This is a genomic window from Acinetobacter sp. YH12142 (assembly GCF_013418435.1).
Classification (GTDB): domain Bacteria; phylum Pseudomonadota; class Gammaproteobacteria; order Pseudomonadales; family Moraxellaceae; genus Acinetobacter; species Acinetobacter amyesii.
In genome coordinates, this window is record NZ_VPCB01000008.1 from 81,718 (window position 1) to 94,984 (window position 13,267).

Annotated in this window: 14 protein-coding genes; 8 read left to right on the forward strand and 6 right to left on the reverse strand. The window is 40.2% G+C overall.

All coding sequences use genetic code 11. The annotated features are described in order from the left end of the window. Nucleotides 1–108: 108 nt before the first annotated feature. Nucleotides 109–891, reverse strand: coding sequence for a restriction endonuclease (locus FTU77_RS08360; RefSeq protein ID WP_180055533.1), 783 nt, complete (start codon nucleotides 889–891; stop codon nucleotides 109–111). 333 nt (nucleotides 892–1,224) lie between these two features. On the opposite strand from FTU77_RS08360, the gene FTU77_RS08365 reads away from it, so the two are divergent. Beyond that, nucleotides 1,225–1,581 (forward strand): hypothetical protein, encoded by a 357-nt coding sequence (locus FTU77_RS08365; RefSeq protein ID WP_067764607.1) that lies wholly within the window; start codon nucleotides 1,225–1,227, stop codon nucleotides 1,579–1,581. A gap of 48 nt (nucleotides 1,582–1,629) precedes the next feature. Here FTU77_RS08365 and FTU77_RS08370 read toward each other — a convergent pair whose 3' ends face one another. Beyond that, the gene (locus FTU77_RS08370; protein ID WP_180055534.1) at nucleotides 1,630–2,253 is read right to left on the reverse strand and encodes a LysE family translocator; all 624 of its coding nucleotides are present in this window, start codon (nucleotides 2,251–2,253) and stop codon (nucleotides 1,630–1,632) included. A 171-nt stretch (nucleotides 2,254–2,424) separates the two neighbouring features. Here FTU77_RS08370 and FTU77_RS08375 point away from each other — a divergent pair, with 171 nt between their 5' ends. Then, entirely contained in the window at nucleotides 2,425–2,883 is a 459-nt protein-coding gene (locus FTU77_RS08375) for a DIP1984 family protein (RefSeq protein WP_180055535.1), read from the forward strand. 236 nt (nucleotides 2,884–3,119) lie between these two features. On the opposite strand, the gene FTU77_RS08380 is transcribed toward FTU77_RS08375, so the two are convergent. Then, nucleotides 3,120–3,323, reverse strand: coding sequence for an NF038215 family lipoprotein (locus tag FTU77_RS08380; protein WP_078191077.1), 204 nt, complete (start codon nucleotides 3,321–3,323; stop codon nucleotides 3,120–3,122). A gap of 306 nt (nucleotides 3,324–3,629) precedes the next feature. Here FTU77_RS08380 and FTU77_RS08385 point away from each other — a divergent pair, with 306 nt between their 5' ends. From FTU77_RS08385 to FTU77_RS08405, 5 genes are all read left to right on the forward strand, one after another. Next, complete coding sequence (locus tag FTU77_RS08385) at nucleotides 3,630–4,178, forward strand: TetR/AcrR family transcriptional regulator (protein WP_180055536.1); 549 nt, start codon at nucleotides 3,630–3,632, stop codon at nucleotides 4,176–4,178. A 6-nt stretch (nucleotides 4,179–4,184) separates the two neighbouring features. Then, nucleotides 4,185–5,834, forward strand: a complete 1,650-nt coding sequence (locus FTU77_RS08390) for an MFS transporter (RefSeq protein WP_180055537.1) — start codon at nucleotides 4,185–4,187, stop codon at nucleotides 5,832–5,834. Nucleotides 5,835–5,896: 62 nt separating this feature from the next. Next, the gene (locus FTU77_RS08395; RefSeq protein ID WP_180055538.1) at nucleotides 5,897–6,991 is read left to right on the forward strand and encodes an HlyD family secretion protein; all 1,095 of its coding nucleotides are present in this window, start codon (nucleotides 5,897–5,899) and stop codon (nucleotides 6,989–6,991) included. 130 nt (nucleotides 6,992–7,121) lie between these two features. Beyond that, nucleotides 7,122–8,012: a 1-aminocyclopropane-1-carboxylate deaminase/D-cysteine desulfhydrase gene (locus FTU77_RS08400; protein ID WP_180025847.1), complete on the forward strand. Its 891-nt coding sequence runs from the start codon at nucleotides 7,122–7,124 to the stop codon at nucleotides 8,010–8,012. A 33-nt stretch (nucleotides 8,013–8,045) separates the two neighbouring features. After that, a complete protein-coding gene (locus FTU77_RS08405) occupies nucleotides 8,046–9,245 on the forward strand; it encodes an NAD(P)/FAD-dependent oxidoreductase (RefSeq protein WP_180025848.1) in 1,200 nt (399 codons plus the stop codon). 378 nt (nucleotides 9,246–9,623) lie between these two features. Here the strand turns inward: FTU77_RS08405 and FTU77_RS08410 are convergent, their stop codons facing one another. From FTU77_RS08410 to FTU77_RS08420, 3 genes are all read right to left on the reverse strand, one after another. Next, entirely contained in the window at nucleotides 9,624–9,806 is a 183-nt protein-coding gene (locus FTU77_RS08410; protein WP_180009856.1) for a hypothetical protein, read from the reverse strand. Nucleotides 9,807–9,875: 69 nt separating this feature from the next. Then, a complete protein-coding gene (locus FTU77_RS08415) occupies nucleotides 9,876–11,639 on the reverse strand; it encodes a mechanosensitive ion channel (RefSeq protein ID WP_180055539.1) in 1,764 nt (587 codons plus the stop codon). A 274-nt stretch (nucleotides 11,640–11,913) separates the two neighbouring features. Beyond that, nucleotides 11,914–12,192 (reverse strand): hypothetical protein, encoded by a 279-nt coding sequence (locus tag FTU77_RS08420; RefSeq protein ID WP_180055540.1) that lies wholly within the window; start codon nucleotides 12,190–12,192, stop codon nucleotides 11,914–11,916. Nucleotides 12,193–12,540: 348 nt separating this feature from the next. Here FTU77_RS08420 and FTU77_RS08425 point away from each other — a divergent pair, with 348 nt between their 5' ends. Then, a complete protein-coding gene (locus tag FTU77_RS08425; protein WP_078191199.1) occupies nucleotides 12,541–12,963 on the forward strand; it encodes a hypothetical protein in 423 nt (140 codons plus the stop codon). Nucleotides 12,964–13,267 lie beyond the last annotated feature (304 nt).

The window sequence follows — 13,267 nt, forward strand, 5'->3', positions numbered from 1 at the left end:
TTAAGATAAGAAAAGCCTCTACGTTGTAGGGGCTTTTTTATGCCTAAAAGTTCCCTCTCCTTTTAGGAGAGGGTTAGGGAGAGGTCTTCTTATAAATTTGAGATGATTTTATTCATTAGTTCTAATATTTTGAATTAATTCATATATAGCTTCTTGATCTGCTTTAGGTGCAACTAAAGATGGCTTAAAAACACCATCCATTATCATTTGATATTCAGCATTTAATAGCTTTTGATCCAACCAATTAAGATTCAAGTTTAACCATTGAACTAATTCAATAAAATCTTCTGCTAAATCATGTCCAACCTTTTCAATTAAATGTGTTCTTAAGTCAATTGGATACAAATTATTTTTAGCTTTTGTTAATACGTCAAATATTGTTAACAATAACCAAGCAACTGAGAACTTTGGAGTGTCATAAATTTCTTCTCTTAATCCATATTCTTTTCGTATAGATTTTTCATGTGAAAAATACCTTATTTCAAGTAGCCTTGCTCTTTGAATATATGTTTCTAAAATTTCATTTTGAATATAACTTTTAGTTTTAAAAATTAATTCATCTAAAGTGTAGAGTTCAATATTTGTATTTTTAGTAGCCTCTATTGCACCAGATTGGAAACCAATTTGTGAGATAATAAAACCCTTATCTGCTCCAATATCATCGACTATAGTGCGTAGGGCTAAAACTTTTTCTTTTGGAACTTTTGTTTTCCGATATTTTGCTTCTATCACCCATTTGATATTTGTACCTAAATATTTAGAAGTAACATAAACATCAATATCATGTTCGGTTCGAACACCAGTAATAGTCTCATTGGTAACAGCCTTTACTCCTAGACTACGAAAATGCTGTGCTATTTTTTCCTGAAAATCAAACCAATCTTTCGCCATTTTTTCAATTTATTAAATATGTACTACTATAGATTATATTTTTTAATCAAACCCGCATACAAATTTTAACTCTTTCAAATATATACCTCTCCCTAACCCTCTCCTAAAAGGAGAGGGAAAATTCATTGTGACCCCAATGAAACCATTCATTCCAAACAACTAAAAACTTTAAGCATTCACTATGCTAAAAAGAGCTAAAACTAAAATATTGACAAATCGCTCTATGAAAAAAACTACTTATTAAAATTAAAGTAAATTTAATTTATTGATATTTCACTATCTTTATATAAAATGTGCTCGCTTTTTATAATTTATTAATCTTAGGGGTACAACATGAAAAAATTATTGGTTGCAGCACTAGCAGTTTCGACAGTGGCTTTCACTGGCTGTTCAATCCGTATGGCGGATATGACTGTAGCTTCTACAAAAAACTATAATTTAAACTCAAATCAATTCGTAAAAGGTCAGCGCGTTACTGGTGAAGATAAAGTACCAGTTGTGTTATTCCCACTAGGTATTCCAAATTTCAAAACAGCAATTGACCGTGCTATCGAAAAAGACCGCTGTGCAGTTGCACTTTCAGACGTTGTTATCACTCAACTAAACCAAGCATTCCTTGTTGGTCAAATTGGCTATCGCGTTGAAGGTACACAAGTTATTGACCGTTCACAACCAGAATGCAACAAATAAAATTGCATAAAAAAGCTTCTATTCGTAGAGGCTTTTTTTTTCGTTCAATCACTTCATACCAAAAATCAACTTTAAACCCAGCACTGTCATCACTGCCCCAGCTGCCCGATCAAAACCCGCTTTAAACTTCAAATAGACTTTACGTGGTTTTTCTGCCGATAAAGCCACAGCGACCAATGAGCACCACCCTGCATCGATAAAGAAACACAAAACTGGCAGTACAAAGTAAAAATACGTCGGAATCTCTTTCGGTAAAAGTGCCGTAAAAATACTGGCTAACACAATTGCAATTTTCGGATTCGACAACTGGGTAATTAAACCAGTGGTAAATGCACGATGGAGTGACATTTGCGAACTGCTCGAATTGCCTGCTTCGATGGGTTCTTTGGCATGTTTTATAATTTTAAATGCCATCCAAAGCAGATATAAACCACCACAAATTTTTAAAGCCAAATAAGCAGAAGGTACAGCCAATAAAAATGCCTGCAAACCCAATACCGCTAAAAGCCCAAATATTGCAGCGCCTAAACCTGTACCAAGTGCAGTAAATAAACCGTGTTTACGTGAAATCGCAATGGAATTCTTCGCCACATAAATTGACGTTGGCCCCGGGCTCATTGCACCAAGTAATAGTGCTGCCGCAATCGAGCCTAATATCCAAAATGATTCCACTGTCACACCGTTTTCACTTAAATTCGTGGCAATTTTACAGATAGAATCTCTGAATTTCTCCCTATAATTTGCAGTGTTTATTTTAATTGACCAAATTTTTCACTATAAATAACTTGAATACCGCATTAATCCATCGCATGATCGCTAAAAGTACAAATTAATATCAAGACAATGAAATTAGCCGAAGCCCTACTTTTACGCAGTGACTTACAAACTAAATTGGCCTCGCTGCAACAACGAATCAATAACAACGTGCTCATTCAAGAAGGTGATGCACCTAGCGAAGAACCGAATGCTTTAATTCAAGAAGCATTTGCTGTAAATACAGAACTTTATGGCTTAATTGAAAAGATTCACGCCACCAATGCACAAGCTAAAACCAGTTCAGGACGCTCCATGCTTTCAGTGCTCAATGAACGTGATTTGTTGACCCAGCAGCATCGAATCTTGCAACAAGCAATTGACAGCTCACGCCGTGAAAATGGTCGTTATAGCTCGAGTGAAATCCGTTGGATTAAAACCATTGCAGTGGCAGATTTACAGAAACAGGCTGACAGTATTAGTCAGCAACTTAGACAAAATAATTTAGAAATTCAGGCATCCAATTGGCAAATAGACCTGATAGATTGACATGATTTAGTCATTTGAACCACGGTTCATTCCAGTTCGGGCATACTGGGCGAGTACAGAGCCTTTTTAAACGTTTGTAAGGCTTTAATCCAACAAACTAAACTGCAGAAGTAAGACGTCTACTTCAAAATGTTCACACATCTGACGTAGCACACTGCATCTGTGACTCTTTACATGTCACGTCTCACTACCGTGTACTGACAGTATGTCCACCCTATTTTTGACGGATCTATCTGCTAGTCGTCATCCGCAGCAGCTTCATTGAGTGCAACATCTTCACGGGGCAATTTATAATCATGGTCATTTACAGGGACACCACCAATGATCATGGTGCGATGTTCGTTTTGAGGACGATGCAATTCGTCAGTCGTATCACAACCCACCATCCAAAAACTGCACAGGCACAGCATAGGCAGCACAGCCCGACTTAATTTGCTCATTGGATGCCCTCCATTTTTATAATTATCTTGCTTATAAATTCAGCATAACATTTTTGTGCAGATATTCACCTTATTTATCTGCCGATTTAGGGTCAGTTGTCAGGAATTATGTCTCGACGGTCTTACCAATGCGTATGCAGATTGATGCCGATAGAAAAATATTTCCTTTTAAAAATAAATAATTGATTCATTTTATTTAACTACATAGAAGACAAGTTACAAAACTGCTATCGAATACGATTTTACTTCGGACACTTTTGTCCGTTTAATAGCTAGATAAATTTAAAATGATGATGCCAAAGAATAATGTCCACACGTCAACAACTCGCTGCACAAAATCGTGAAATCCTTTTAGAAGCTGCGATTGAGGTATTCCGTAGTCACGGAATCAATGCGCCTTTACAACTCATCATCGATCAGGCTCAAGTTGGACGTGCGACGTTTTATCGTAATTTTAATGACCGTCGTGAGTTGGTACTTGCCTTAATGCAAGCTGCCTTGAACCGACTTGAAAAGCGTGCGCTTAATTATGCACAGTTCGATGATGGATTTATTCGCCTCATTCAAGACCATATTTATAATATTCCCTATCTCACGGCTTTAATGGAATATTGGCGTGTGATCGATCGAGATGATCCTGCCATGGTTGAAATATACCAACGACGTGATGCCATTTTACAACCGATGATTGATCAGGCCATTCAAAATGGTCGCTGCAGAGCAGACTTTAAACCGGCGGACTATGCCATGGTCACCTCCATTTTGCGTGCAGCTTTGCAAGGCCATACCGAAGCAGATCAGGAAAAACTCGCCAAACGTGCCGTGGAATTTTTACTACATGGTATTTGCGGGTAACACGTCATGTCCAAATCACCGCGTTTATTGGAACCTGCTCCGGATTGGACACCCGAAGAAAAACCGACTTTGCCCGGCTCTCCTGCTGCGATTGCACATCCGACCTATAAGCGTTTTTTGTATTTCTTTATCGGTTTATTTGTTGCGATCTCGGGCAGCTTAAGTAATGGATTTATCACGGCAAATTTACCCCTTCTACAAGGTGAATATGCCTTAACTCCTTCTGAAGCGGCATGGATCCCTGCGGCATTTGTTATGGCCAATGTCAGCTCCAACCTAATCTTATTTAAAGCCCGCCAACAATATGGACTTAGGCTATTTTCAGAAATTGGCTTGGTATTATTTATCGCGGTGATGGTGCTGCATTTATTTGTCCATACCTATGAAATGGCAATTTTTGCACGGGTGATCAGCGGCTTACTTGCAGCTCCACTCAGTTCGCTTGGGATGTATTACATCATGCAAGCCTTTAAACGTGCTCATTTTGGTCGTGGGCTTTATCTAGCTTTAGGCTTTCAGCAGTTGGGGATACCGCTGGCATGGATCATGTCGCCCTATCTGGTCGATGTCAACGATTGGTCTATTTTTTACACCTTTGAATTAGGTTTAGCCTTATGTTGTTTGGCGATGGTGGTCTCTCTAAAACTGCCACGAAGCCTACGTATAGAAGTGTTTGAAAAGCAAGATTTATTCACCTTTGCATTATTAGCACCCGGCTTTGCGTTGCTATGTATCGTGTTGACTCAAGGCCCGATTCTTTGGTGGTTTGAGGCTGAATGGTTGGCCTATTTACTCATTGCAGCTTTGATTCTATTAGTCGTCGGTCTGACCTATGAACATTTTCGGGTCAATCCCCTGATTGTCACACGCTGGCTCGGAACATCGTCGACCGTGAGTTTTATTATCGGTGCCTTTGCCATTCGCTTTCTCATGTCAGAACAAAGCTATGCAGCCGTGAATTTTTTGAAAACCATGGGCATGGGACCCGACCAATTTGTTTCCTTTTATACCGTCGTGCTGATCGGGATTGTCTTAGGTACAGTGTTTAGTGCCCTGACCTTTTCCAAAGAAAAAATCGTGCTTCATCTACTCGGTGCAGCAGGTCTCGTGCTCTTTGCCTGTGCGCTGGATTACCACCTGACCAGTGATGTACGACCGCATGATTTTTATTGGAGTCAGTTTTTGGTGGGCTTTGCCAGTGGCATGTTTATTGGCCCACTTTTGCTTACTGGCATTGTCAGTGCTTTGCAAAAAGGCCCATCTCACATGGTGACGTTTATCGTGCTGTTTTCTGCAACGCAAACCTTTGGGGGATTGGTTGGATCATCGTTCTTTTCGACCTATCAGCAAATGCGTACCCAAACTTATCAGGCACAGATTTATAATGATTTATCGCAAACCTCCCCTATAGTCGAACAGCGCCTACAACAATTGGCGCAAAGTGCGCATCAATATTCTTTAGACCCTAATTTAGATCAACAACAAGCCATACGTAGCCTTAATCAAACCATCACTCGAGAAGCCCAAGTTCGAGCCTATAACGATGTGATTTTTTTAAATGGCATATTCGCCGTTTTATTGTTGCTTTGGGGTTTATTGCTGATGGGCAAAAATAAATATCAATTACGCCAACAGCAACGCACGGATAGTAGTTAAAATTTTCCCGACTTAAACAACATAAGCAACCGCCCAATGACCTAATTGATATTGAGAACAACATGACCGAAGACCATAAACCCACTGAGCAAGCAGCACCGCAGCAACCACAAACAGCAACCGCTATGCCTGCGCCATCGAGCAAGCTTATTTCTACGCCGCAGCGTACCCTGGTTTTCATGTTGATTATCCTCTTGTTGGGGATTGCACTGATCTTATGGGCGTGGCGGATTGGTCCATTTCATAACAGTATCGAGTCGACTGAAAATAGCTATGTCAAAGGCAAAACCACGGTGCTTTCATCACAAATTAATGGTTATGTGAAAGATGTTTTGGTGACGGATTTTGATCATGTGAAAAAAGGTCAAGTGCTTATGCATATCGATGCAACGACCTATGATCAAAAAGTCACACAGGCTGAATCTGGGGTGGAACAAGCACAGAACTCACTTGCCAATCAAAGCCAGGCCATTGAACAACGCAGAGCAGATATTACGGCAGCCGAAGCGAAAGTGGACCAATCACGTGCGGCCTATGAATTAGCTCTTGCACAAATGACGCGCTACCAACAACTCGGCAATACTGGCGCTGCATCGAAATCAGAACAAGATAAAGCCACTGCAGACGCTAAAAATAGTTTGGCCCAACTTCATCAAGCAGAGGCCAATTTGCTGGTTGCCAGAGAATCATTCAAAACTGCACAAGTTGCAGCGACAGGGCTTAAAGCGCAAGTGAATAGTGCTAAAGCACAATTTGATCAGGCAGTGACCACCAAAGACTACAGCACGATTGTGGCACCTATGGATGGTCAACTTGGCGAAGTCAGCCCGCGTATTGGTCAATATGTTGCGGCAGGCACTCAACTGATGTATTTGATTCCACAGCAGCGCTGGGTGACTGCCAACTTTAAAGAAACGCAAATTGCAGATATGCATATTGGTCAAAAAGCGTGGTTCAGCGTCGATGGCATGAAACATCAAAAATTTTACGGCAAAGTTGAGCAAATCTCCCCTGCGGCTGGTTCTGAATTTAGTGTATTGAAACCTGACAATGCCACAGGAAATTTCACCAAAGTCGTGCAACGCATTGCCGTGAAAATTGCGATTGATCCCAGACCCGGTATGTCTGTCGTGACCTCTGTTGATGTTGCTAGTTAGCGGATGCTGGTAGTGAAGTGCATTAAGTAAAGTTGAGCTGAACAAGATGTAAAGGATTTCATCTTCCGCACCTACCGTTTTACAATGCCTACCTATTTGACCTCTAACCACCAAGATAACGATTACCAACATGTTTGAATCTATCGCCCACGCCATTCCTGAGCAGACTATTCAATATCAAGGGGTTGATTTGTGTATTAAGCGTTTGGACTTGGTACACCCACAAATATCAGGCAATAAATTTTATAAACTCAAATATAATTTTATTGAGGCGCAGAAATTAGGGTTTAAACAGGTGCTTAGCTTTGGCGGTGCTTATTCAAATCACATTGCAGCCACAGCATATGCTGCACATTTATTTGGATTCGGTAGTCTAGGCATCATTCGTGGAGAAGAATTACAACATCAAGCCCGAAATCCTACTTTAGCCACCGCCGAACAGTTTGGTATGCAGCTCAGTTTTGTCACACGCCAACAGTATCGAGAACAGAAACAAGCAGACGCTTTAGCGCAATTACGACAGGAATTTCCCGAACATTATGTCATTCCTGAAGGTGGAACCAATGCATTGGCTATCCGTGGCTGTAGAGAAATCTTAAGCCATGAAAATCAAAAAAATTTTGATCTCATCTGCTGTGCAGTCGGTACAGGTGGAACCATAACGGGCTTGATTGAAGCCAGTGCTGAACATCAACATGTTCTTGGCTTTTCAGCGCTCAAAGGCAATTTTCTTTGCGACGATGTTGCTCAGCTGACGCAGAAAACCAATTGGAGCATCAGTGATGAATTTTGCTGTGGTGGCTATGCCAAAACAACGCCGGAACTTTTACAGTTTATGCATGACTTTGAGCAACGCTATGCGATTCCATTAGAACAGGTCTATACGGCTAAAATGCTGCGAGGTATTTTCTGCATGATTGAGCGGGGTCAAATTACAAGCCATCAACGTGTTTTAGTGATTCATACTGGTGGCCTACAAGGTCGCCTGAAAGGTTCAACCGAAGCGCTAAAAAGCGTATAATCCTGCGTCCTTTCTTCCACGCGGAAACTTACCATGTCGCAAAATCAATATGATGTCCTTGTTTTAGGTGCTGGCGCATCAGGCTTAATGACGGCATTTAAAGCGGCGCAGCGTGGACGCAAAGTTTTGGTGGTTGAAAAAGCTAATAAAGTTGGCAAAAAAATCCTAATGTCTGGCGGCGGTAAATGCAATTTCACCAATTTATATGTCGAACCAGAAAATTATATTTCACATAATCCGCACTTTGTTATTTCAGCATTAACTCGCTATACCAACTGGGACTTCATTGGTATGGTCTGCGAATATGGCATTGAGTACGAAGAGCGCAAACATGGGCAGTTATTTACCCAAAATGGTGCAAAAGAAATTCTCGCCATGCTATTGGCAGAATGTGACAAAACAGGCTTGGTGGATATTAAAACCAACTGTGAAGTAAAAGCAGTCAATGCCTTGCCAGAACAAGGCTTTCAAGTGGCAACCAATCTAGGCTATTTTGAAGCAGAATCGGTGGTTATTGCCAGTGGCGGTCTTTCTATTCCTACTTTAGGTGGTTCAGGAATTGGCTATGAGATTGCCAAACAATTTGGTCATTCTGTCTACCCCACTCGCGCTGGCTTAGTACCCTTCACTTTCTCCGATAGTTTTAAAGAAGTCACCACACGCTTGAGCGGCAATGCTGTTGAAGCCACGTTATCGAATGAGTTAAACAGTTTTACTGAGGCTCTACTCTTTACTCACCGTGGTTTAAGTGGCCCAAGCTCATTGCAGCTTTCAAACTACTGGGATGTCGGCCAACGCTTTAATATCAATTTCCTTCCAGCTTTAGATGTTTTAGATTTCCTCAAATCTAAGAAATCTAGTCAACCCAAAGTGTTACTGCGTACACTGTTCAATGAACACTTACCGAAAAGTGTAGTTATAGAATTACAAAATCTGATTTGGCCTGAACAAGCTGAATTAGCCATTGGCAATATTAGTGATGAAAAACTAGAACTTATTGCAAGCCGTTTAGAAAGCTTTGAAGTGAAGCCATCAGGCACTGAAGGTTACCGTACTGCTGAAGTTACACTCGGTGGTGTGGATACCACTGAAGTCTCATCAAAAACCATGGAAAGTAAAAAACAGAAAGGCTTGTACTTTATTGGCGAAGTGCTCGATGTAACGGGTCATTTAGGTGGATACAATTTCCAATGGGCATGGGCTTCTGCACATGCGGCTTCTGAATACGTCTGATCTCGACATAGAATGAATTAATCATAATCTGCAGATGATCTCTGCATAAAAAAGGCTGATTCATTCAGCCCTTTTTTTATGCCCGATCTGACTTATTCAAGATAGTCGGTTTTAAATAATGATACTGACGACGACGAAGTTCGTTGAATTGTCAGATCCATTTTTTCAACGGCAACTGAAATATGTTGTGGTTGCACGCTTGCTGTTTGTTTGAGTGTCGAAACTAAAGTATTGAACATTGAAATTACCCCCATTTTGTCATTCCTTTGCACGGATCATAGGTGTCATTCATGACAGCAATATGAATCCTAAGTTTTTATATTTTAAGTAATATTCCATATATCACTATTACTTAAAATACCAATTTTCGAGTAAATTTCAATCATTATTTTTGGACTGATTGGTATAATTTTTTTCACTTTCTGGCGGTGATTGTTCTGTCTGCTCCAAATCAGTGCGTTCTGATTTTGCAAAAATAAAGCGTCGTGCGCTCGCCAAAAAACCCACCGTGATCCCTGCAATAATCACTGGGGCTAAAAATTTATTCGGTGCTTTTGCCATACAATATTCCTTATAGAGCATTAAAATCGACCACTTAAGCGTGGCCGATTTTTTTAAAGACAGAATAGTTTAATTTGGATCATCTGGTTTTGGCGGGGTTAAAGGTGCCGAATTTTCAGCCTCGCCTGTCGATCCAAATGGATTATTTTGTGGTTGATCACTTGGGTTTACATCCAACTGATCTGGCGTGGCCGTTTCTTTTTCACTGACACCGGGAGCAGCCTGTTGAATGTTTGGATAGCCATCATCGGTTTTCACTTCAGAAGTCATCACAGATGTTGATGGCGTTGGACTCGCTGCAGACGATGTAGGCGTATTAAAGGTGGTTTTTGCCTTCGCCTGTTCCTGTACTGGATTCGGTTCGTTGGCTTCACGTTTTGCTTTATCAATAAGATCTGATAACAATCGTTCCGCCGGATTGCGACCACCTAAACCAAAGGCCAAAGCGAAAGCAACTGCAACCGCACCAAGCGTTAAACCAAAGGCCAAATTCACGATCGAGTCGGCAATACCCATGGCACGCAAGCCCATGGCTACAACCAAGCCCATAATCAGCACACGGACCAAATTACCTAACCAACGTGAACTGTTATATTCCCCTCGTTGCACCACATTTGCCACAATATTGGCAAGCCAGAAACCCACCACCAAGATTACAGCACCAAGTAAAATACTTGCACCGAACTGGATAAACATCGCAATTAAGGCACTGATTTGCTCAAAGCCTAAACGGTTAGCAGCTTCAGATACCGCAAACAACATTGTGAAAAATACAATGAGGCAACCGACAACATCCGACACTTTGGTTTTGCCCAAAAAGCGTTGAATGTCTAATTTTTCTGGCACAGTATCAACACCTGTACCCGAGATCACATCCACAACTAGACGCGCTACAAAGCGTGACACCACATAGGCCAAGATTAAGATTAAACCTGCGGCAATGATGTTCGGTATCGCATACATGATCTCATGTAACATGGCTGTTGCAGGCTGAGAAATCGCCTCGATACCAAGTGCTTCGAAAGCCACAATTAATGCAGTGATAATGACTATAGCAAAGACAAAATTACCCAAAACTTGAGCAAGTTTTGCGTTTTTAAACATGCCCACTTTTTCGACTTGCTGCTGCAAACTCAAACTGTTCACCAAGCCTTCCACGATACCTCGCACAATCTTCGCCAAAATATAACCCACAAAGACGATGACACCGGCAATAAAGATATTGGGAAGATAAGAAACAACTTCAGTGACCATATTTTGGATTGGGAACAATAGACCGTTCAAACCCAAGATCGATAAAACAATCGGTAGGAAAAGTAACAAAATCAGCCAATATACAATTTCACTGATATTTTGACTGATAGGGCTGACACCAACCTCAGAACTAAGTTTTTCATCGAGTTGGGTTTTATCAAGCAGTTTCTTTGAACCGACTTTGACCAAACTCGCCACGATCCAACCAATAAAACCTACAGCTACCGCAGCCAAGAGCTGTGGAATAAATAACAAGAACTGCTGAATCATATTACTGAATGGGCCACTGACACTGGTCAAATTCAGCACATTGAGCGCACCAATGACGGCAATGATCAAAATAATCCAGAACACTACTCTGGAGACTATATTTTCAACATTGGAACGGTGCCCAGTTGCATTTGAAAGTTTTTGATTTGTACCTAATTGTTGCAGAACTTTTTTGACGCCAGCAGCAATCAATAAAGCAATGACCCAACCAATCAGGAGAATTGCTACTGCACTTAAAATGGGGTGAAACTGTTCCCAATAATACATGGCATCAAAACGGCCACGCGGACCACCCAGATAATCATTCATACGTTCGCCCTCATTGTTATACATGATCTGTTGTTATGTGCATTTTTACGTATGCCGCGATATCACACAGCATTGGTGCTTTAAACTTGAGCTTTCTTTTCCACCTTAGTTTTTGCGTATTTTTTAATCAACCAAAGTATGCATAACTCCAACAAAAGCTCACAATTGAATGTAAAAAAGCCTTGGCATAACCAAGGCTTTATTTGTGTCATTCTGATGAGATGCTTAAGGTTCAGATCTTGCAATCATGTAAATCTGACTCATGTATTTATCATCAATGATCTGTCGCAGTTGCAGTATTTGAATCATTGGCAACAGCTTCATCCCCCGCTGTACCGCTAGTCGTATCATTGGCTGTCGCAGTTTGTGCATTGGGTGCAGGATGATCAGGCGGTGCATCCGAAGCAGAAGGTTTCATATCTGCAAACATATAAAATAATAATGCGATTAAAAAGATACCCACTAAGATCAGTATGTACACAGGGATACGTTTTTTTTGTGTTGTTTCTTCCGTACTGGTGGTATGGGGTGGTTTATTAAAATCGTGTGTCATATTCCCCTCGCTATTTTGTTGTTCATAGTTGAATTTTTATACTAGCAATACAATATCCTGTATTGTGTGAAGAACAATTACAATCCGTGAAAACATGTAACTTAAAAGATCAGTTCAATTTACATCCGTTTTTCTGTTTAGATAGTTCCCTTAATTTTAGATTTAAAATCAATCGCTAAGGTAAAAATATCGGAGCATGAAATGAATGTACCATTTCAATCGTATTCATTTTCAGAGTATCAAGTGTTGCAAAAATAAATGCTTTTTTGAGCTAGATGGAATTCTCTGCTTTTGATGAATGAAATGAGCTATAATCATGCACCTTATTTTTCACCTGTTATCAAATCTATGGCGTACCATCAACAAGGTGTAACGCTTGATCTTGACACTGACGTCACTCATCAATGTTCCCTTCATTACACTCGTGATCAGCATCTTATTGGCATTATTGAATTTAGTAAGCCAAGTTATGTGTTGAAATGGGGTGATTTGGAATATTTCCGCCGACGTACTGAAGAGTTTTCAGTGATGCCATTCCCTGAATGCATCAATGCGATGGTGATTGATATTCGAAATATTGCGGCTTTTTTAGATAATGAAGTGCCTATTATTCCTTGGCGCTTGCTCGAAGAAGAATGCCCGATTCGCTTAGTTGTTCCCCAAGATCGACTGGAGCATTATGCTGGCTTTTTTGAACCGACTTGGTTGACTTCCGACGTAGACACAGCGATTCAAGAAATTCGTGAATTTATGGATATGTTTGTGCATTAACACGGAGATTAAACTAAAGTTTAATCCCGAAAACCTCCATTTGGAGGTTTTTTTATGCCCTTTTATTTTCATTATCTATTTCACAATAAATATAATTCATTTAATATTCAATCGCTTATAACAAATTTACTTATAAAAAATCTTCATAACTTATCCCATTTCTTAGTAACAATTCGGCAATAAATTTTGCTTGAGCCTTGTTCGATTTATCACCTAAGATGTAGAAAATGATCTCTTTTTTATTGTTGAAACATTCTTAAAAACAAAGCAATAAAACTAAATACGTAACAAGATCATAAAAAGT

Bases quoted from the DNA above. Each gene is read 5' to 3' on its own strand.
- FTU77_RS08360 (WP_180055533.1), bottom strand. From the start codon at position 891: ATGGCGAAAGATTGGTTTGATTTTCAGGAAAAAATAGCACAGCATTTT.
- FTU77_RS08365 (WP_067764607.1), top strand. From the start codon at position 1,225: ATGAAAAAATTATTGGTTGCAGCACTAGCAGTTTCGACAGTGGCTTTC.
- FTU77_RS08375 (WP_180055535.1), top strand. From the start codon at position 2,425: ATGAAATTAGCCGAAGCCCTACTTTTACGCAGTGACTTACAAACTAAA.
- FTU77_RS08380 (WP_078191077.1), bottom strand. From the start codon at position 3,323: ATGAGCAAATTAAGTCGGGCTGTGCTGCCTATGCTGTGCCTGTGCAGT.
- FTU77_RS08385 (WP_180055536.1), top strand. From the start codon at position 3,630: ATGTCCACACGTCAACAACTCGCTGCACAAAATCGTGAAATCCTTTTA.
- FTU77_RS08390 (WP_180055537.1), top strand. From the start codon at position 4,185: ATGTCCAAATCACCGCGTTTATTGGAACCTGCTCCGGATTGGACACCC.
- FTU77_RS08395 (WP_180055538.1), top strand. From the start codon at position 5,897: ATGACCGAAGACCATAAACCCACTGAGCAAGCAGCACCGCAGCAACCA.
- FTU77_RS08400 (WP_180025847.1), top strand. From the start codon at position 7,122: ATGTTTGAATCTATCGCCCACGCCATTCCTGAGCAGACTATTCAATAT.
- FTU77_RS08405 (WP_180025848.1), top strand. From the start codon at position 8,046: ATGTCGCAAAATCAATATGATGTCCTTGTTTTAGGTGCTGGCGCATCA.
- FTU77_RS08410 (WP_180009856.1), bottom strand. From the start codon at position 9,806: ATGGCAAAAGCACCGAATAAATTTTTAGCCCCAGTGATTATTGCAGGG.
- FTU77_RS08415 (WP_180055539.1), bottom strand. From the start codon at position 11,639: ATGAATGATTATCTGGGTGGTCCGCGTGGCCGTTTTGATGCCATGTAT.
- FTU77_RS08420 (WP_180055540.1), bottom strand. From the start codon at position 12,192: ATGACACACGATTTTAATAAACCACCCCATACCACCAGTACGGAAGAA.
- FTU77_RS08425 (WP_078191199.1), top strand. From the start codon at position 12,541: ATGGCGTACCATCAACAAGGTGTAACGCTTGATCTTGACACTGACGTC.